Annotated in this window: 17 protein-coding genes; 9 read left to right on the forward strand and 8 right to left on the reverse strand. The window is 72.4% G+C overall.

What is annotated here, in order from left to right; all coding sequences use genetic code 11:
- Nucleotides 1-69 precede the first annotated feature (69 nt).
- Nucleotides 70-990, forward strand: a complete 921-nt coding sequence (locus ABD346_RS28285) for an aldo/keto reductase (RefSeq protein ID WP_344378712.1) — start codon at nucleotides 70-72, stop codon at nucleotides 988-990.
- Here the strand turns inward: ABD346_RS28285 and ABD346_RS28290 are convergent.
- From ABD346_RS28290 to ABD346_RS28305, 4 genes are all read right to left on the reverse strand, one after another.
- A complete protein-coding gene (locus tag ABD346_RS28290; RefSeq protein ID WP_344378714.1) occupies nucleotides 987-1,898 on the reverse strand; it encodes a LysR substrate-binding domain-containing protein in 912 nt (303 codons plus the stop codon). The two genes, ABD346_RS28285 and ABD346_RS28290, sit on opposite strands and share 4 nt — an antisense overlap.
- 34 nt (nucleotides 1,899-1,932) lie before the next feature.
- Nucleotides 1,933-2,856, reverse strand: a complete 924-nt coding sequence (locus ABD346_RS28295; RefSeq protein ID WP_344378716.1) for a DMT family transporter — start codon at nucleotides 2,854-2,856, stop codon at nucleotides 1,933-1,935.
- Between the two features lie 41 nt (nucleotides 2,857-2,897).
- Nucleotides 2,898-3,845, reverse strand: coding sequence for an EamA family transporter (locus tag ABD346_RS28300; protein WP_344378718.1), 948 nt, complete (start codon nucleotides 3,843-3,845; stop codon nucleotides 2,898-2,900).
- Nucleotides 3,846-3,938: 93 nt separating this feature from the next.
- Nucleotides 3,939-5,228 carry an MFS transporter gene (locus tag ABD346_RS28305; RefSeq protein ID WP_344378719.1) on the reverse strand — a complete coding sequence of 430 codons (1,290 nt, stop codon included), beginning with the start codon at nucleotides 5,226-5,228 and terminating at the stop codon, nucleotides 3,939-3,941.
- A 148-nt stretch (nucleotides 5,229-5,376) separates the two neighbouring features.
- Here ABD346_RS28305 and ABD346_RS28310 point away from each other — a divergent pair, with 148 nt between their 5' ends.
- On the forward strand, nucleotides 5,377-5,919 hold the full coding sequence (locus ABD346_RS28310; protein WP_344378721.1) for a MarR family winged helix-turn-helix transcriptional regulator: 543 nt from the start codon (nucleotides 5,377-5,379) through the stop codon (nucleotides 5,917-5,919).
- 97 nt (nucleotides 5,920-6,016) lie between these two features.
- The gene (locus tag ABD346_RS28315) at nucleotides 6,017-7,114 is read left to right on the forward strand and encodes a MerR family transcriptional regulator (protein ID WP_344379113.1); all 1,098 of its coding nucleotides are present in this window, start codon (nucleotides 6,017-6,019) and stop codon (nucleotides 7,112-7,114) included.
- Between the two features lie 184 nt (nucleotides 7,115-7,298).
- Here the strand turns inward: ABD346_RS28315 and ABD346_RS28320 are convergent, their stop codons facing one another.
- The 3 genes from ABD346_RS28320 to ABD346_RS28330 form a co-directional block, all read right to left on the reverse strand.
- Nucleotides 7,299-7,538, reverse strand: a complete 240-nt coding sequence (locus ABD346_RS28320) for a hypothetical protein (protein ID WP_344378723.1) — start codon at nucleotides 7,536-7,538, stop codon at nucleotides 7,299-7,301.
- A gap of 76 nt (nucleotides 7,539-7,614) precedes the next feature.
- A complete protein-coding gene (gene malQ / locus ABD346_RS28325; protein ID WP_344378725.1) occupies nucleotides 7,615-9,642 on the reverse strand; it encodes a 4-alpha-glucanotransferase in 2,028 nt (675 codons plus the stop codon).
- Between the two features lie 4 nt (nucleotides 9,643-9,646).
- Entirely contained in the window at nucleotides 9,647-9,790 is a 144-nt protein-coding gene (locus tag ABD346_RS28330; protein ID WP_344378728.1) for a hypothetical protein, read from the reverse strand.
- Between the two features lie 199 nt (nucleotides 9,791-9,989).
- Here ABD346_RS28330 and ABD346_RS28335 point away from each other — a divergent pair, with 199 nt between their 5' ends.
- Nucleotides 9,990-12,899, forward strand: a complete 2,910-nt coding sequence (locus tag ABD346_RS28335; protein ID WP_344378729.1) for a beta-N-acetylglucosaminidase domain-containing protein — start codon at nucleotides 9,990-9,992, stop codon at nucleotides 12,897-12,899.
- Between the two features lie 30 nt (nucleotides 12,900-12,929).
- On the opposite strand, the gene ABD346_RS28340 is transcribed toward ABD346_RS28335, so the two are convergent.
- Nucleotides 12,930-13,466: an HNH endonuclease gene (locus ABD346_RS28340; protein ID WP_053727372.1), complete on the reverse strand. Its 537-nt coding sequence runs from the start codon at nucleotides 13,464-13,466 to the stop codon at nucleotides 12,930-12,932.
- Between the two features lie 250 nt (nucleotides 13,467-13,716).
- Between ABD346_RS28340 and ABD346_RS28345 the strand changes: the two genes are divergently transcribed.
- The 5 genes from ABD346_RS28345 to ABD346_RS28365 all read left to right on the forward strand — a co-directional run bounded on the left by ABD346_RS28345 (nucleotide 13,717) and on the right by ABD346_RS28365 (nucleotide 19,590).
- The gene (locus ABD346_RS28345) at nucleotides 13,717-14,784 is read left to right on the forward strand and encodes a mechanosensitive ion channel family protein (RefSeq protein ID WP_344378732.1); all 1,068 of its coding nucleotides are present in this window, start codon (nucleotides 13,717-13,719) and stop codon (nucleotides 14,782-14,784) included.
- Nucleotides 14,785-15,148: 364 nt separating this feature from the next.
- Complete coding sequence (locus ABD346_RS28350; protein WP_344378733.1) at nucleotides 15,149-16,351, forward strand: ROK family transcriptional regulator; 1,203 nt, start codon at nucleotides 15,149-15,151, stop codon at nucleotides 16,349-16,351.
- Between the two features lie 60 nt (nucleotides 16,352-16,411).
- Complete coding sequence (locus ABD346_RS28355) at nucleotides 16,412-17,749, forward strand: ABC transporter substrate-binding protein (protein ID WP_344378735.1); 1,338 nt, start codon at nucleotides 16,412-16,414, stop codon at nucleotides 17,747-17,749.
- A gap of 7 nt (nucleotides 17,750-17,756) precedes the next feature.
- Nucleotides 17,757-18,701 carry a carbohydrate ABC transporter permease gene (locus ABD346_RS28360; protein ID WP_344378736.1) on the forward strand — a complete coding sequence of 315 codons (945 nt, stop codon included), beginning with the start codon at nucleotides 17,757-17,759 and terminating at the stop codon, nucleotides 18,699-18,701.
- Nucleotide 18,702: 1 nt separating this feature from the next.
- Complete coding sequence (locus tag ABD346_RS28365) at nucleotides 18,703-19,590, forward strand: carbohydrate ABC transporter permease (protein ID WP_344378738.1); 888 nt, start codon at nucleotides 18,703-18,705, stop codon at nucleotides 19,588-19,590.

Below are 19,590 nucleotides of genomic sequence, written 5' to 3' on the forward strand. Positions count from 1 at the left end.
GCGCTGAACAATCCTGGCAGCTTGTTGCCATCTCGGGGCCGACCGCCCTCCCCCTGCCAGACTCCCGCCATGACCACGACCACAACCCCACAGACCATCACCGCGGCGGCCGCGGGCACCTGGCGGCTCGGCGACCTGACCGTCAACCGGATCGGCTTCGGTGCGATGCGCCTGCCGCAGCAGGGCGCGGCGTTGCGCGCCGATGCCGTACCCAGCGACCGCGCTCGCTCCATTGCCGTACTGCGCACGGCAGTCGAGCTCGGCGTCAATCACATCGACACCGCAGCGTTCTACTTCTCCCCGCTGCGATCCGCGAACGAGCTGATCGGCAGGGCCCTTGCCCCGTACGCGGACGATCTCGTCATCGTCACCAAGGTCGGGCCCACGCGGGTCCCCTCGGGCGAGTGGGGCGAGCACGCCAGGACGCCCGAGGCGTTGCGCGCCCAGGTCGAGGAGAACCTGCGCCAGCTCGGCCGCGACCACCTGGACGTGGTGAACCTGCGCATCACCGGCACCGATTCGATCGCCGACCGCTTCGGCGCGCTGGCCGAGCTGCGCGAGGCCGGGCTCATCCGGCACCTGGGCCTGTCCAACGTCGGGCCCGCGCACCTCGACGAGGCGCTGGCCATCGCGCCGGTCGTCTGTGTGCAGAACCCGTACGGCATCGGCGCGCCCGCGGCGCAGGAGGAGATGCTGCGGCTGTGCGGCGAGAAGGGGATCGCGTTCGTGCCGTTCTACGCGATCGCGGGGGCCGGGCGAGAGACCGGCGCGGGCGGCGCGGAGAGCGAGGAGGTCCTCGCGGTCGCCCGCGAGCGGGGCGTGAGCGCGGCCCAGGTCAGGCTCGCCTGGACGCTGCACCGCGGCCCGCACGTCCTGGCCATCCCCGGCACGGGCGACCCGGCCCACCTCGTGGACAACGTGGCGGCGGGCGCGCTGCGGCTGACCGACACGGAGCTCGCCCGGCTGGACGGCCCCACGAAATCCGCTTAACCGGCAGGACGTACGTTCGCGACCTCCCGCAGCGCGGCCAGCACACGGGCCACCGCGGGCCCCTCCTCCGCGCCGCGCCGCACCGCGGCCACGACATGCCGCCGGGGCTGATCGGCACTGAGTATGCGCATGACCACCCCGGCACGGCGGTCCGCCGCGGCCATCCGGGGCACCAGGGCGACGCCCATCCCGGCCTCGACCATGGCCAGGATCGCGGTCCAGCCGGCCGCGCTGTGCGCCTGTTCGGGGACGAATCCGGCCGCCTCGCAGGCCGCCGTGGTGATCTCCGACCAGGGCCCGCTGCCGCCGAAGATCCACGGTTCGTGCGCCAGGTCGGCGAGCCTGAGGCCCGGTTCGGCGGCGAGCGGGTGCCCGGCGGGCAGCGCCACGTCGAGCGGGTCGGTGAGCAGCGGAAGCAGCGCGAACTTCGGGTCGCGGGCGCTCGGCGCGTGGGCGGCGAGGGAGAGGGCGAGATCCACGGCCCCGGCCGAGAGCAGCTCGTACGCCTCGGCCGCCTCGGCCTCCCGCACCCGTACCTCCAGGGCCGGGTGGCTGCGGCGCAGCTGCTGCACGGCCGGTACGACGAGCGCGGGCACGGCGGTGGAGAACGCCCCCACCCGTACCTCGCCCGCCTCTCCTTGCAGATAGCCCGCCAACTCGGCGTCCGCGCGCTCCAGTTGAGCGAAGACGGCCTCGGCGTGGCGCAGTACGAGATGGGCGGCATCGGTGAGGCGGACCCGGCGGCCGTGCGCTTCGAGCAGCGTCACGCCGAGCTGTCTGGCGAGGTTGGACAGCTGCTGCGAGACGGCCGAGGGCGTCATCATGAGCACCTCGGCGGTCGCGGTCACGGTGCCCTGCTCGCGCAGGGTCCGCAGGATGTGCAGCTTCTTGATGTCCCACTCGCTCATGGGACGCAACATACCGGCGCCTCCCCGGGGCGCCTCACCTGCGGGATCCGAGGACGACCCCGCCGAGGATGAGCGCCATGCACACCAGCTGCGCCGGGCTCGTCGCCTCGCCGAGCAGGGGGTAGGAGAGCAGGGCCACGCAGACCGGCTGGAGATAGTAGACGACTCCGGCGCGGGCGGCGCCGATCAGCGCGATCGCCTTGTTCCAGGCGAAGAAGGCGACGGCGGAGGAGAGCACGCCGACGTAGAGGAGCGGGCCGACGGTGCCGGGCGTCGCGGCGAAGCCGCCCTGGACCGCCAGGCTCACTCCGTACACCGGAGCCAGCATGAGCGCGCCGAGCACGAAGGTGGTGAACAGGAAGGCGAGCGCGCCGAGTTCGGCCGGCCGGCGCTTGAGAAGCACGCTGTACGAGGTGAAGCTGAGGGCGGCCGCGACCATCCACAGGTCGCCGGGCGCGAGGGCGAGATCGAGCGAGCCCTTGCTGACCAGGAGCAGCACACCGGCCACGGCGACGAGCAGTCCGACGGTGCGGCGTGCGCCGAGCCGGTCGCCGGTGAGGCGCTCGTGGACGGCCATCAGGACCGGCGAGGCAGCCATGATCATGCCCATGTTGCCGGCCGAGGTAGAGGTCCCGGCCTGGTTGACGAGGGTGTTGTACACGGCGATGCCGAGCAGCGAGGCGAGCGTCAGGAAGCCCAAGTGGCGGCGGATCAGAGTGCGTTGACGCCAGGCCTCGCGGCCGGCGAACGGGGCGACCGCGGCGATGGCGATCAGCCAGCGCCAGAACGCGGCCTGGATCGGCGGCACCGAGTCGTGCAGGGCCCGGGAGGCGACGAAGCTCCCGGACCAGACGACCGTCGCCACGGCCGCGAAGACCAGGCCGAGCCCGGAGGCTCCGCCCACCTTCTTGGCCGCGGTGGCGCGCGGTGTGCTGCGGACTCGGTCCAGGACGGTCACGATGACTCCGTTTCGGGGCGGTGGGGCCGGGTGATGTGCCCCTACCGTCGCATCGAGCGACTCGTCACGTCCATCGAAAGTTCCCTCTGGTTATCTTCAGCAGAACTGAACGATTGCGTGGACTCGGCCGCCTTCTTGGGGGTGACCTGGCCGGCCAGGGTGGCGCCGAAGGCGATCGCCATGCCGAGGACCTGCACGGGGGCGAGGGCCTGGCCGAGTGCGGCCCAGCCGATGACGGCGGCGGTGAGCGGGGAGAGCGGGCCGAGGAAGGTGACGGAGGTCGCGGTCATGCGGCCGATGCCACGGAACCAGAGCCAGTACGCGACGGCGGTGTTCACCAGGGCGAGGTAGACGTATCCGGCGATGTTGCGCCCGTCGAGCGCGGGCGGCGCACCCTCCACGAAGAAGGCGACCGGCGCTATCAGGAGTCCGCCCGCGGTGAGCTGCCAGCCGGTCAGGACCAGCGGGCCGACTCCCTCCGGACGCCCCCAGCGCTTGGTGAACACGGTCCCGGCGGACATGCTCGCCGAGGAGCCGAGCGCTGCGATCACCCCGATCGCGTCGAAGGCGCCGGCCGCCTTGAGGACCACGAGGCTGACTCCGAGGGCTGCGGCGATGCCGGTGAGCAGGGTCCGCAGGGTGGGCTTCTCGCCGAGGAACAGGGCGGCGAGCCCCGCGACCCAGAGCGGCCCGACCGAGCCGATGACGGCCGCCATGCCCCCGGGCAGCCGGTACGCGGAGAGGAAGAGCAGCGGGAAGAACGCCCCGATGTTGAGCGCCCCGAGCACGGCCGCCTTCCACCACCAGTCGCCTCTGGGCAGCCGTCTGGTCAGCGCGAGCAGAGCGAGTCCTGCGGGCAGGGCCCGCATCATGCCGGTGAACAACGGGCGGTCCGCGGGGAGGAATTGGGTGGTGACGAAGTAGGTGGAGCCCCAGGAGACGGGGGCGAGGGCGGTGAGGGCGACGGTGACGAGCCGGTTCTGGTTCATGTGACTTCCCTGTCGGTTCTGGTTCATGAGGCTTGCTGTCCGGGCGGGTGCGGATCGCTTTCGACCGCGGACGGTGGGCGGGTGGGGCATGGATCAGCGTGTGGCGACCGGCACCGCACCCCCCACCTCCCGCCCGGCGAAAGCAACCCGTACCGCCGCAGCCGGCAGCACCCGCTCGAGCCGCACCACCACCCCCGCCGCCACCACCGACGTCCCGACGAGCAGCGCCCACGGCAACCGCCCGTCCACCGACATCAGCGCCGTGAAGAGCGACGGCGCGACCGCCGCGGACAGCGACCAGGACAGCTGGTACGCCGCCAGGTACCGCCCCCGGAGCGCCTCCGGAGCGGCCGCCACCGAGAGCGCCCCGGCGGACGGGCTGTGGACGAGTTCCCCCAGCGTGTACAGCGCGACGATGAGCAGCAGCGCCCCGCCGAGCACGACCCCCGAGCCGGGCCGGAACGTACCGAGCACGATCTGCGCGGCGAACGCGGCCGCGAAGAGGAGCGAGCCGAGCGCCGAGGAGCGGGTGCGCCGGGCGCCGCGGGACCGGACCCGCGCCGCGACCACGACCCCGCCGGCCGCGCACATCACCGTGTTGAGCGTGAACGCGGTGCCGGTGATGGCCTGGGGCCCGTGCAGCCAGGTGGTGATGTAGAGGGGGAAGAGGACGGAGAGGGCCGAATAGCCCAGCGCGTTCAGGAAGTTGACGGCGGTGAGTCCGAGGAAGGGGCGGTCGGCGAAGACCTGCCGGTAGCCGGCGGACGGCTGGGCCGCGCCCTCGACCGGCGCCTGCCGCTCGCCCCGTACGCCCCGCATGAGCAGGGCCGCGAGCGCGAAGCTGGCCGCGTTGAGCCAGGCCGCCGCGGTGAATCCGGCGTCCCCGGCGAAGCCGACGACGAGCGAGGCGAGCAGCGAACCGGCGCCGAGTCCGCCGTTGCGCAGGGCGCGCGAGGAGGCCTGGAGCCGGTCCCGGTCGGCGCCCTGGGCGACCTCGCCGAGCAGCGACTGCTGTACGGCGGGGAAGGCCCGGTCGCCGAAGGCGGTGGCGAGCGCGACGGCGGCGAAGGCGGGGAGGGACTGGGCGAAGGGGTAGAGCAGGAAGCCCGCGCCCCGCACCCCGTACAGCAGGAGCTGCACCCGTCTCGCCCCGTACCGGTCGACGGCGGCCCCGGCGAGCGGCAGCGCGCCGAGCCCGGCGAGTCCGACGACGGTGAGCACGAGTCCGACGGTGGCGAACGAGAGCCCGGTGACGTGGTGGAAGAACACCAGGCTGAACGGCACGTACATCCCGGAGCCGGTCGCGTCGACGGCCATGGCGACGAGCATCCGGCGTTCCCCGGCTATTCGGGCGGTGCGGGTACGGCTGCGGAACGTACGCATGGGGACTCCGGGGGCGCTCGGTGTTCACGGTCATCGCTCGATGCGATTGCTCCGCGCGATCGCTCGATGGAAAGTAGCTTACCCGTAAGCTACTTTTCGTCAAGCAACTTTCTTGCATCCGACTGAACGTGCTCGGATACTGGGCCGCATGAATGCCGCAAAGACTCCCCAGGCCCCGACGTCCACCGAACCGCCGTCCGACGCCCCCTCGGACGCGGTGGACGCGATAACCGCGCAGTGGGCGGCGGTGCGCCCGGACCTCGAAACGGTCCCGATGGCGGTGTACGGCCGGATCTACCGGATCGCGCGGGCGATGGGCGAGCGGATGGACAAGGAGTACGCGCAGTTCGGCATCGGGCGGGGCGAGTTCGACGTCATCGCGACGCTGCGGCGCTCGGGCGAGCCGTACACGCTGTCGCCGCGGCAGCTCTCGGCGACGCTGATGCTCACGACGGGAGGCATGACCGGGCGCCTCGACAAGCTGGAGAAGGCGGGGCTGTTGCGCCGCAGCCCCGACCCGACGGACCGCAGGGGCCTGCGGGTGACCCTCACGGAGAAGGGCCTGACCCTGGTGGACGAGTCGGTGACGGCCGGTCTTGCCGCCCAGACCGAGGTCCTCACGTCCGCGCTGACCACGGACGAGGCGGCTCAACTGTCCGCACTGCTGAGGAAGTTGCTGGCCGCACACTGAGGATCCGGCCCGACTGCCCGCGCCCCCGACAGGGCCGGTCCTTGACCCTCACGTGGCGTCAGGCTGCATAGTCGGCGCCGTGGAGAAGCACCTGACCGTGGGACGCGTGGCCGAGTTGGCGGGCGTGAGCGTCCGCACGCTGCATCACTATGACGACATCGGGCTCGTACGGCCGTCGGCGCGAACCTCAGCCGGGTACCGGGCCTACTCGGCGGGCGACGTGGAGCGACTGCGCGAGGTACTGGCCTACCGGCGCCTGGGCTTCGGGCTACGGGAGGTCGCGGACCTGGTCGGCGACCCGTCCACCGACGCGGTCGCGCACCTCGGCCGGCTGCGCGGCCTGCTCCTTGAACGGCGGGATCACGCCGACGCCATGGTGGCGGCCATCGACAGGGAACTCGCGGCGCGGGCGAGAGGGCTGAAGGTGACACCGGAGGAACAACTGGAGATGCTCGGAGCACGGCTGTACGACGCGATCGGCGGCGCCTACACCGCGACACGGCGCACCGATCCGCGCATCGCCGCGCAGATCTCGGACGCGCTCGGGGACGCGCACACGGTGCTGAACGTCGGGGCCGGCACCGGCTCCTACGAGCCCCGCGACCGTCAGGTGACCGCGGTGGAGCCGTCGGCGGTCATGCGGGGGCAGCGGTCCGCCGACGCGGCGCCGTGCGTGGCCGCCGCCGCGGAGAGCCTGCCGTTCGAGAACGGGTCCTTCGACGTCGCGATGGCCGTCTCCACCGTTCACCACTGGCGGGACCCGATGGCGGGGCTGCGCGAGATGCGGCGCGTGGCCCGCCGCGTCGTGGTGCTCACGTTCGACACCGACGAGCCCGGATGGCCGGACCGGTTCTGGCTGACCCGCGACTATCTGCCCGAATTCGCGTCCCTCCTCGCGGAATTCCCCTCGCTGGCCGCGATGGCAAACGCGATCGGCGCCCGCGCCGAGCCGGTGCCCGTCCCGTGGGACTGCGCCGACGGCCTGTTCGAGGCGTACTGGCGCCGCCCGGCGGCCTATCTGGAGGATCACGTGCGCCGCGCGATGTCGGTATGGACGAGGGTCGGCCAGGAGGCCGAGCAGCGAGCGGTACAAGACCTGACCGCCGACCTCGCCTCCGGCCGCTGGGCGGAACGCAACAGCGCCCTGGCCGGCCTGGCCGCGGCAGACCTCGGCCTCCGCCTGCTCATAACCTGAACGTTCGACTCCGGCGATACGGGCAAGCAGGGTGCCCTGTCCAACATCCGAACGGGGCTCCTGGGGCTCCGCCCAGAGCCTGCCCGCACCTGCCGGGTGAACGGCAAACACCCGCCCCCGCTCAGCCCCCACAGGTGGGGGCAGAACGGGCGGGCGGGTGGGAAAGCCAGGCCGACAACCCCGGCTACGCCTTCTTCGGCGCCTTCCGGGACTTGTCAAGGACCATCACCAGTCCGGCGATGACCGCGAACAGCGCGATCGGCGCGACCACGAACAGACCGATCGTGTCGATCACGCTCAGGCCGGGCCCCGGGTCGTCACCGTCGTCGCGCGTGAGCGCAAGCGCGGGGGACGACATGAGCAGCATCATCAGCGTCGTACCGGCTGCTACGGCGCCGGCGCGCAGGGCGTTCTTCTTGTCCACGGTGCAAACGTAGCGAACGCCCGAGCGGGCCGCGCGCCCGGGGGTGCCGTACGGGGCCGACACAGCGCGCCCCGCCTCAGACCGCCCCCTCCGCATCGCCCGCACCCCCTCTCCCTCCGAACACCCGCATCAGCCCCCGCACCCGGGGCGAAGCCGCGATCGCCTCCAGGGTGAGGGGCTGGGCGTCCGGGCCCGCCACCGGGAGGCGCCAGTTCGGGTACTCGTCCCACGTGCCCGGCAGGTTCTGCGGTCTGCGGTCGCCCACCGCGTCCGGCAGCCACACGCCCACCATCCGGGCCGGGGTGCGCAGCAGGAAGGCGTAGACCGCGCGGATCTCCGCCTCCTCGTCGCCGGGGGCGTCCGGGAGCAGGCCCAGGCGTTCGAGGTAGCCGAGCCATTCGGACACCTCCGCGCGGGCCGCGTGCTGCTCCTGGGCGAGCGGGGTCGCAAGGAGGCCGAGGCGGTGGCGGAGCTGGACGTGTTCGCCGGTGAGGCGGGCCGCCGTGGACGGCAGATCATGGGTGGTCGCCGTGGCGACGCATCCGGGCCGCCAGTCCTCCGGGGCCAGCGGCCGCCCCGTACCCGCCCAGTCCCGCTCGAACCACAGCACCGACGTGCCCAGGACACCCCGCTCGGCCAGAGCCTCGCGTACGCCCGGTTCGACCGTGCCCAGATCCTCCCCTATGACGACCGCGCCCGCGCGGTGCGCCTCCAGGGCGAGGACGGCGAGCATCGCCTCCGCGTCGTAGTGGACGTACGTGCCGTCCGTCGGCGGATGCCCCTGCGGCACCCACCACAGCCGGAACAGGCCCATCACGTGGTCGATGCGCAGAGCGCCCGCGTGCCGGAGGAGACCCTGGAGCAGGCCGCGGTACGGGGCGTATCCGCAGGCCGCGAGGACGTCCGGGCGCCAGGGCGGCAGGCCCCAGTCCTGGCCGCGCGCGTTGAAGGCGTCCGGGGGCGCGCCGATCGACATGCCGGGCGCGTACGCGTCCTGCTGGGCCCAGGCGTCGGCGCCCTCGGGGTGCGCGCCGACCGCGAGGTCGTGGACGAGGCCGACCGGCATGCCCGCCTCGCGGGCGGCACGCTGGGCCGCGGCGAGCTGGGTGTCGGTCAGCCAGGCGAGCCAGGTGTGGAAGTCGACGCGGTCGATGAGCTCGCGGCGGGCGCGCGCGGTCGCGGCGGACCCGGGGTCGCGCAGCCCCTCGGGCCAGCGCCGCCAGTGCGGCCCGTACCGCTCGGCGAGCGCGCACCAGGTGGCGTGGTCCTCCAGGGCCTGGCCCTGCCCGGCGAGGAAGTCGCAGTACGCCGCCCGGCGCCCGGGCCCGAGCGGCACCCGGTACAGGATCTCCAGGGCTTCGCGCTTGAGGTCCCACACGGCGTCCCGGTCGATCAACTCCCCCTTCACGAGCACCCGTTGACGCAGGGCGGCCGCGCGGGCCGTCAGCTCTTCGAGGCCGGCGCGCCCGCCGGCGTACGCGTACTCGGGGATGTCCTCGATCCGCAGGTGCACGGGGTCGGGGAAGCGGCGCGAGGAGGGGCGGTAGGGGGACGGGTCGGTCGGGGCCCCGGGCACCGCCGCGTGCAGCGGGTTGACCTGCACGAATCCGGAGCCGAGCGTGCGGCCCGACCAGCTCGCGAGCTCCGCGAGGTCGCCGAGGTCGCCCATGCCCCAGGAGCGGCCGGAGAGGAGGGAGTAGAGCTGGACCAGGAAGCCGTGGGTTCGGGAGGGGGGCTGTGGCACGCGTTCCGGAGCGACGATCAGTGTCGCGGATGCGGTACGGCCGTCCCGGTGGCGTACGGCCAACTGGTGGACGCCCAGCGGGAGTTGATCGGCCGGGGTGCCGGCGACCGTCAGTTCGCCCGACAGACCCGGCACCGGTCCGTCGCCCCAGCGCACCAGCGTCGGGGGCAGCAGTCGGTCCGCCTCGGCGGCTTCGGCGGCGGCCAGGGCCCGGCGCAGCGCGTCCGGGGTCGACGCGTCCACGCCGAGTGCGGCGAGGACGGCGACCACCGTGGCGTCCGGCACGTCGACGGTGACGCCCGCCGACGGGGAGTACGACGTGGCCACGCCGTGCCGGGCGGCGAGCCGGGCCAGGGTCATGGCGTCAGAATCCCGCGGCCGCGGCCACCGGCGTGGGCTCGCTGGTCAGCGGGGCGGTCTCGGCCATCGGGGGTTCGCTGATCAGGGGCTCGGCGTCGGCCATGGGCGGCTCGCTGGTCAGCGGCTGCTCGGGGGCGGTGGCGACCACGGGGGCCTCCGGATTCGATGGGGGGCAGGGACAAGAGGTGCCCTACCCCGTGGGCGGTCCGCCAGACGTATCGCCGCTCACAAGCTCGTACCGCGTGCATCGCACCAGGCATATCAGACAGAACGGCCACGCGCATTGACACCCTCGGCAGACGGGTGGTGGGCTCGTGGCTCACGCAGTGCCAGGTGAGGAGTGGCCCGTGCAGCTCGGTCGCGGCAAGAGGGCGACGACGCTTGCGATCGCCGTGATCGGCGGCCTGATCGGTGCCGCGCCCGGCGCCCTGGCCGCCCCGTCCGGGCCCGCTCTCACCGCTTCCGATCCGGCCCTCGACGCGGGCCCGCTGCCCGAGGTGTGGCCCCGGCCGCAGTCCCTGAAGCCCGCCGGGTCGCCGGTCGGTCTCGGCGGCGAGGCGGTGCTCCTCGCGGACCCGGGCGCCGATCCGTACGCCGTGCAGGCCGTGGCGGATCTCCTGAAGGCGGCCGGGGTGCGCACCCTGCACCGGCAACTGCCGGGCGGCGGGCCGGTGTTCAGGCTCGGCGGGCCCGGCGCCGATGACGCGCTGCGGGCACTGCGGGTGCCCGCGCGGGGCGATCTGCCGTCCGGCGGCTACCGGATCGGGGTCGGCCGGGTGGGCGGACGGGACACGGTGGCGCTCGACGGGGTGGGCGACGACGGCCTCTTCCACGCCGCGCAGACGCTGCGCCAGCTGATCGGCAGGGACCGGCACGGGGACGGGCGCATCCCGGGTCTCGCGGTGCGCGACTGGCCGGGCACGGCCGTGCGCGGCACCACCGAGGGCTTCTACGGACAGTCCTGGAGCCTCGAACAGCGCCTGGACCAGCTGGATTTCATGGGCCGCACCAAGCAGAACCGTTACCTGTACGCGCCGGGCGACGACCCGTACCGCCAGGCCCAGTGGCGCGACCCGTACCCCGCCGAGCAGCGCGACGCCTTCCGGGCGCTGGCCGGCCGGGCGGCCCGCAACCATGTGACGCTGGCCTGGGCGGTGGCGCCGGGCCAGGAGCTGTGCCTGTCCTCGGACGCCGATGTCGCCAGGCTGAACCGCAAGTTCGACGCGATGTGGGCGCTCGGGGTGCGGGCGTTCCAGTTGCAGTTCCAGGACGTCTCGTACAGCGAATGGCACTGCGGCGCGGACGCGGAAACGTTCGGCTCGGGCCCCGAGGCCGCGGCCAGGGCGCATGCCCGGGTCGCGAACGCCGTCGCCGCGCATCTGGCCGCGGCCCACCCCGGCTCCGAGCCGCTGTCGCTGATGCCGACCGAGTACTACCAGGACGGTGCGACGCGCTACCGCGGCGCGCTCGCGGCCTCGCTCGCTCCGGGCGTGCAGGTCGCCTGGACCGGGGTGGGGGTCGTGCCGCGCACCATCAGCGGCTCCCAACTCGCGGACGCCCGGACCGCGCTGGGCCACCGGCTCGTCACGATGGACAACTACCCGGTCAACGACTACGCGCCGGGCCGGATCTTCCTCGGCCCGTACACCGGCCGCGAGCCGGGTGTCGCGGTGGGCTCGGCGGCGCTGCTCGCCAACGCGATGGAGCAGCCCGCCGCGTCCCGCATCCCGCTGTTCACGGCCGCCGACTTCGCGTGGAACCCGCAGGGCTACCAGCCGCAGGAGTCCTGGCGGGCCGCCGTCGACGACCTGGCGGGCGGCGATCCCGAGGTCCGCGAGGCGCTCGCGGCCCTCGCGGGCAACGACTCCTCCTCCGTGCTCGGGGGCCCCGAGTCGGCGTATCTGCGCCCGCTCATGGACGCGTTCTGGAGTGCGCGTACGGGACCGGACGCGGCGGCGCGCGACCGTGCGGCCAAGGCACTGCGGGCCGCGTTCACGGTGCTGCGGCAGGTCCCGCAGCGCCTCGCGCATGCCGAGGTGGGCGGTGAACTGGGGCCCTGGATCGACCAGCTGGAGCGCTACGGGCAGGCCGGTGAACTGGCCGTCGATCTGCTCCAGGCCCAGTCGGCGGGCGACGGCGCGGCGGCCTGGCGGGCCTCGCTGGCCCTCGCGCCGGTGCGCGAGGCGGCCGCGCAGGCCCCGGTCACCGTCGGCAAGGGCGTGCTCGGCGCGTTCCTGGACCGGGCGGCGCGGGAGGCCGACGCGTGGACGGGCGCGGACCATCCGGCGGCGAACGTCACCGAGGCGCCGGACGCGTACACGGTCGGGCTCGGCGGCGGCCGCCCGGTCCAGGCGCTGACCGTGATGACGAAGCCGGGCACCACGGGCGAGGTCCAGGCGCACATCCCGGGCGACGAGTGGCGCACCCTGGGCCCCCTCGATGCCTCCGGGTGGACGCAGATCGCGGCGAACGGGGTACGGGCCGACGCGGTGCGGGTGGCCGGCGGCTCGTCGGGGGTGGATCGCCTGGTGCCCTGGTACGCGGACCGGCCGCGGGCCCACCTGGCGCTGGACCGCGCCTCGGCGGACGCCGAGATCGGCGGGGCCGCGCAGCGCGTCACGGCATCGGTGGCGGCGATGGGGCCCGAGGACGTGCGGGGCGCGCTGACCGCGAAGCCGCCGCGGGGCATCACGGTGCGCCTCCCTCAGGACACCACGGTGGCCCGGGGCACGAGCGCGGACGTCCCGGTCGAGGTGAGCGTCGCGAAGGGCACGCCCGCGGGCGCGTACGAGGTGCCGCTGTCCTTCGCGGGCCAGGAGACCACCCTGACCGTGCGGGCCTATCCGCGCACCGGCGGCCCCGACCTGATCGCGGGCTCGAAGGCGACGTCGTCCGGGGACGCGGGCCCGTCCTTCCCGGCCCGCGCGGCGGCCGACGGCGACCCGGCCACCCGCTGGGCCTCGCTCCCCGACGACGCCGCCTGGTGGCAGGCCGAGCTCGCCGCTCCCGCCCGGGTCGGCCTGGTGGTGCTCCAGTGGCAGGGCGCCGGTGCCGCGCGGTACGAGGTGCAGGTGTCGTCGGACGGGCGTAGCTGGCGTACGGCGGCGGCCGTAGACGCCGGGAAGGGCGGGCGCGAGGCGGTCCACCTGGACGCGAAGGACGCCCGCTTCATCCGGGTCCAGGGGATGCAGCGGGCGTCGTCGTCCGGCTATGCGCTGTGGTCGGCCGAGGCGTATGCCGTGACGGAGACTCCGTAGCCCCTCCGGTACGACAGGGCCCGGATCGCGTCAGGCGGAAATGCCGTCGATCCGGGCCAGGGCGTCGTCCGCGCCGAAGGGTTGGAGGTAGGGCAGCCAGCGCGGGTCGCGGTGCCCCGTGCCGATGATCCGCCAGGCGAGGCCGGTGGGCGGGGCGGGCTGGTGGCGAAGGCGCCAGCCGAGCTCCATGAGATGGCGGTCCGCCTTGACGTGGTTGCAGCGCCGGCAGGCGGCGACCACGTTCTCCCAGGCGTGCTGGCCGCCGCGGCTGCGCGGGATGACGTGGTCGACGCTGGTTGCGACGCCACCGCAGTACATACAGCGGCCGCCGTCCCGGGCGAACAGGGCACGGCGGGTCAGCGGAACGGGCCCCCGGTAGGGGACCCGTACGAATCTCTTGAGCCGGACGACGCTGGGCGCAGCGACGGCACGGGTCGCGCTATGCATGAAGGCGCCGGACTCCTCAAGGCTGACGGCCTTGTTTTCGAGGACGAGGACGAGCGCGCGGCGGAGCGGTACGACGCCGAGGGGCTCGTACGACGCATTGAGGACCAGGACATGCGGCACGGGTGCCTCCTATTACGCCGGCGGCGCGTGGCTCGCGCCGGGACGATCTGCTCTCCAGTCTCTCCTCATGGCTGGTCGAAGCGCCACCACGTCCAGGTAACGGGCTCGAAGTGTTTTCGACCACACCCCCTACTTTCCCAGGCGCAGCGTCCTTCTCCCTCGAACACGTCAACGGAGCACAGCTCTTGCCCCGTTAGTGTGGTGGGTCTGCCGCCGCCTTCGCGGCACCGCAACGCTGGAGGTTCCTGCCGTGAACTGGTCCGCCGTCCTGGCCGACGGATCGCCGCCGCCCACACCCGCGACGCTCCAAGACGCCCAGAAGTCGGCCACGGAGGCCGCGGGCTGGGTGGAGCAGAACTGGTCGACCTGGCTGTACGTCGGATTCCGCATCCTCCTGATCATCGTCATCGCCTCGGTCCTGAGAGTCCTGGTCCGGCGCGCCCTGACCAAACTCATAGAGCGGATGAACCGCAGCGCCCAGGCGGTGGAGGGCACCGCGCTCGGCGGCCTGCTCGTCAACGCCGAGCGGCGCCGCCAGCGCTCGGAGGCCATCGGCTCGGTGCTGCGGTCGGTGGCATCGTTCCTGATCATGGGCACGGCCGCCCTGATGGTGCTGGGCGTCCTGAACATCGACCTGGCCCCGCTGCTCGCCTCGGCGGGTGTGGCGGGCGTGGCGATCGGTTTCGGCGCCCGCAACCTGGTCACGGACTTCCTGTCCGGCGTGTTCATGATCCTTGAGGACCAGTACGGCGTCGGCGACTCCATCGACGCCGGGGTGGCCTCCGGCGAGGTGATCGAGGTCGGCCTGCGCGTCACGAAGCTGCGCGGCGCGGACGGCGAGATCTGGTACGTCCGCAACGGCGAGATCAAGCGCATCGGCAACCTGTCCCAGGGCTGGGCGACGGCCGGGGTGGACGTCCGGGTCCGCGCGTCCGAGGACCTGGAGCGGCTGCGTACGGTGATCAACGAGGCGACCGAGTCCATGGCGAAGGACGAGCCGTGGAACGAGCGCCTGTGGGGCCCGGTGGAGATCCTCGGCCTCGACGAGGTGCTCCTGGACTCGATGGTGGTCCGGGTCTCGGCGAAGACCATGCCGGGCAAGGCGCTGAGCGTGGAGCGGGAGCTGCGCTGGCGGATCAAGGTGGCCCTGGACGCGGCGGGCATCCGCATCGTGGGCGGCCTGCCGCTGGCGGAGGAGCCGACGGCCACGGACCCGTCGGCCGCGGTGGCCGCCCCGTCCGCCCTGGCCAACCCGACGTCCCCGCAGTCCCTGGCGACGACACCGATCCCGAACCCGAACCCGAATCTGGCGAAGTAGCGGACTGGCGGCACGCGGGGCACTCCGGCGTGCCGCGCCCCCGGCCGCGCCGCGGACGGGCCAGCCGTACGAGGTTGACCTGGGGTGCGCGGCCGGCCTCTTGCACGCCGCCCACGCGGGCATGCCAGCCTGTCCGGCGTTCGAGGACGAGCGCCCTTCAGGCGCGATACGGGCTCTGGGGCGGAGCCCCAGGACCGGCCCGCCGGGTTGGGTGCCCGCCACCTCCAGGTAACGCTTTGGCAGCCGCCAGTGCCCGGGTCATTGACGGGCCACTGGCGCACCCCCTACGTTTCCCCCATCGGATAGGAAACTTTCCTAACAGTGGTGTGGGGAAGCAGGCGCCCGAAGGGCAGGGGGATCTCTCGTGGCCGGTACTACCCCAGGGACCCCGCGCGTACTCCGCGCCATGAACGACCGGGCCGCTCTCGATCTGCTTCTGGAGCACGGGCCGCTCTCGCGGACCCGGATCGGCAAGCTCACCGGGCTCTCCAAGCCGACCGCCTCGCAGCTGCTCGCCCGGCTCGAAGCGGCCGGTCTCGTCATCGCCACCGGGACGACCGCGGGGCGGCCGGGGCCCAACGCGCAGCTGTACTCCGTCAACGCGACTTCCGCCTACGTGGCGGGACTTGACGTCACCCCGGAACGGATTCGCGCCGCCGTCGCCGACGTGGCGGGCAGCGTCGTCGGGGAGTTCGAGGTCGCAACGCCCGGGCGGCGCGCCCAGTCCGTGGTGCGGCAGGTGACCGACGCCCTGGACGGCGCGGTCAAGGCCGCCGGGCTCGCCCGCGCCGATGTGCACCGCGTCGTCATCGGCACCCCGGGCGCCTTCGACCCCGGCACCGGCCGGCTGCGCTACGCCTCGCACCTGCCCGGCTGGCACTCCCCCACGCTGCTCGACGAGCTGGCCGCCGCCCTGCCGATGCCCGTCGAGTACGAGAACGACGTCAACCTCGCCGCGATCGCCGAGCAGCGCCTGGGTGCGGCCCGCGGCCACGACGACTTCGTCCTGCTGTGGAACGAGGGCGGGCTCGGTGCCGCCCTCGTCATCGGCGGCCGGCTGCACCGCGGGTTCACCGGCGGCGCGGGCGAGGTCGGCTTCCTGCCGGTGCCCGGCGCCCCCCTCGTACGCCATGTCACCAAGGCGAACTCGGGCGGCTTCCAGGAGCTGGCCGGCGGGCAGGCACTGGCCCGGCTCGCCCACCGGATCGGCGTCCGCGACATCCCCGGCGGGTCGCACAACGAGGTGGCCACTGCCCTGATCACGCGGGGTGCCGAGGCCGAGCAGGGTCCCGAGCGCGAGCTTCTCCGCGCCTTCGCCACCGGGCTCGCCACCGGGCTCGCGTCCATGGTCGCCGTGCTCGACCCCGAACTCGTCGTGCTGTCGGGCGCCCTGATCGCCGCCGGGGGCGAGCCGCTGCGCGAGCTGGTCCAGAGCGAACTCGGCGAGCTGGCCGCCTCCCGGCCCCGGCTCGTCATCGGGGAGGTCGACCACCTCCCCGTACTGCGCGGCGCGTTGGAGGCCGCTCTCGCCGCCACGCGCGACGAGGTCTTCGACACCACACGCTGACACCGCACACCGAACCGCCCTTCCCCCTCACCCCCTCAGCCCTCTTCGGGAGATACCACCATGCCCAGAATCCGCCGGAAGCAGGCCGTCGCCCTGGCCGCGACCGCCTCCATAGCCCTGCTCGCCTCCGCCTGTACGGGCCAGAACAACACCAGCGCGAGCGGCGACGCGTCCAAGGACACGACGATCACCTTCTGGCACGGCTGGAGCGCCCCCAACGAGGTCAAGGCCATCCAGGCCGACGTGGACGCCTTCCAGAAGGCGCACCCCAACATCCACGTGAAGGTCGTCGGCGACATCAACGACGACAAGATCAACCAGGCGCTGCGCGCGGGCGGCTCCAGCGCCCCGGACGTGGTGTCGTCGTTCACCACCAACAACGTCGGCAAGTTCTGCTCGTCCAACGCCCTCGTCGACCTCGCCCCGTTCCTGAAGAAGGACGGCATCGACCCGGCGAAGACGTTCCCCAAGACCATGAACGAGTACACCCAGTTCCAGGGCAAGCGCTGCGCCCTGCCGCTGCTCGGCGACTCCTACGCGCTCTACTACAACAAGGACGCCTTCAAGGCGGCCGGGATCACCGACCCGCCCAAGACCTGGTCGCAGTTCGCGGCGGACGCCAAGAAGCTGACCAAGGCCAAGGGCGACTCGTACGAGCAGCTCGGCTTCATGCCGAACTACCACGCCTACGAGACGACGACCGAGCACTACCTCGCGCAGTGGTCGCCGACGTACTTCGACGCGAGCGGCAAGTCGAACGTCGCCAAGGACCCGGCCTTCGAGAAGGGCCTCGCCCTCCAGAAGCAGCTCGTCGACGACCTGGGCGGCTTCACCAAGCTGGAGAAGTACCGCTCGTCGTTCGGCGAGGAGTACGGCGACACGAACCCGTTCAACACCGGGCAGCTCGCGATGTCGATGGACGGCGAGTGGCGGCTCGGCATGGCGATGGACAGCAAGCCCAAGTTCGAGATCGGGGTGGCCCCGCTGCCCGTCCCCGACGACCAGGCGGGCACGTACGGCAAGGGCTATCTGACCGGCACCATCGCAGGCGTCGCCGCGACCTCGAAGAAGCAGAACGCGGCCTGGGAACTGGTCAAGTTCCTGACCACCGACACCGATGCGGTGGTCAACTTCGCCAACGCCATCCACAACGTGCCGTCCACCTTCGACGCCCTCAAGTCCCCGCGGCTCCAGGCCGACCCGCGCTTCAAGACGTTCCTGGACATCGCGCAGAACCCGAACTCCACCACCACCCCGGCCTCCGTCAACGGCGGACAGTACCTGGTGTCGCTGCAGAACCTCGGCTACGACGTCGAGAGCGGCAAGCAGGGCGACATCAAGGCGGGGCTCGCCAGGACCGCCCAGGAGATCGACGCCGCGATCGCGCAGGCGAAGTAGCCCCGCCATGAGTACGACGTACACACTGCGCTCCAAGCACCGCCGCTCAAGGCTGCGGACCCTGGCGTTCCTGTCGCCCTGGCTGATCGGCTTCAGCGTCTTCTTCGCCTACCCGCTGATCTCCACGGTCTACTTCTCCTTCACCCACTACGACGGCTTCGGCGCGGCCACCTTCGACGGCCTCAAGAACTGGTCGTACGTGTTCAACGACTACCCGCTGTTCTGGCCGGCGCTGCGCAACACGCTGTGGCTGGTGATCGTGATGGTCGCCTGCCGGGTCGTGTTCGGGCTCGGCGTCGGGATGCTGATCACCAAGATCAAGACGGGCGTGGGTGTCTTCCGCACGTTGTTCTACCTGCCCTACCTCGCCCCGCCGGTCGCGGCCACGCTCGGCTTCGTGTTCCTGCTCAACCCCGGTACCGGGCCGGTCAATTCGCTCCTCGGCGACCTGGGCATCCCGGCCCCGAACTGGTTCACCGACCCGTCCTGGTCCAAGCCCGCGCTCACCCTGCTCGCGGTGTGGGGCGTCGGCGACCTCATGGTCATCTTCATGGCCGCGCTCCTGGACGTACCCAAGGAGCAGTACGAGGCCGCCGAGCTGGACGGGGTCTCGGCCTGGCAGCGGTTCCGCTACGTCACCCTGCCGAACATCTCGCCCATCGTGATGTTCGCCGTGGTCACCGGGATCATCCAGGCGATGCAGAGCTACACCCAGCCGCTGGTGGCGGGCAAGGTCGCCTCCGGCCACATCGGCAACTCGGGCCAGCAGTTCGAGCCCGGCTACCCCGACAAGTCGACCCTGACGCTGCCCCAGCTCGTCTACAACCTGGGCTTCCAGCGCTTCGACTACGGCTCCGCGTGCGTGGTCGCCCTCGTCCTGTTCGCCCTCTCCATGGTCTTCACGGCACTGCTCATGAAGCGCCGCGGCGGACTGGTCCAGGCAGGTGAGTGACATGACGTACGCCCTCGACACGACCGAGGCCCGAGCCGCCACCCCGGCGGCCAGGGTGGCCCGCCGCAAGGCCCTGCTCCAGTGGATCGCCGTGCACTCGCTCGGGGTGGCGGCCGCGCTGTTCTTCGTGCTGCCCTTCGTCTTCCTGCTGCTGACCTCGCTGATGGACAACCAGCAGACCCTGACCCGGGACCTGATCCCGCACCACTGGGCGTGGTCCAACTACCGCAAGGTGTGGGACACCCCGGGCTTTTTGACCTGGTGGAAGAACACCCTGCTCTACGCCGGCCTCGGCACCGTGCTCAGCGTGGTGTCGTCGGTGCCGGTGGCCTACGCGCTCGCCAAGTTCCGCTTCCGCGGCCGCAATCTGTCGCTGATGCTGGTCATCTCCATGATGATGCTGCCGCCGCAGGTGATCATCATCCCGATGTATCTGTTCTGGGCGAAGCAGCTGGACCTGTCCGGCACGCTGTGGCCGCTGATCATCCCGCTGGCGTTCGGCGACGCGTTCACCATCTTCCTGCTGCGCCAGTTCCTGATGACCATCCCCAACGAGTACCTGGACGCCGCGAAGGTCGACGGGTGCGGCGAGCTGCGCACCCTGATCAAGGTGGTCCTTCCGATGGCCCGCCCCGGCATCGCCGCCGTCGCGCTCTTCCAGTTCTTCTACGCCTGGAACGACTACTTCGGACCGCAGATCTACGCCTCCGACACGCCGGGCTCCTGGACGCTGAGCTACGGCCTGGAGTCCTTCAAGGGCGCGCACCATACCGACTGGAACCTGACCATGGCCGCGACCGTACTGGTCATGGCCCCCGTGATCCTCGTCTTCTTCTTCGCGCAGAAGGCTTTCGTCGAGGGCGTCACGCTGACCGGAGTGAAAGGCTGA

The organism is Streptomyces mauvecolor, assembly GCF_039532965.1.
Lineage (GTDB): Bacteria > Actinomycetota > Actinomycetes > Streptomycetales > Streptomycetaceae > Streptomyces > Streptomyces violascens.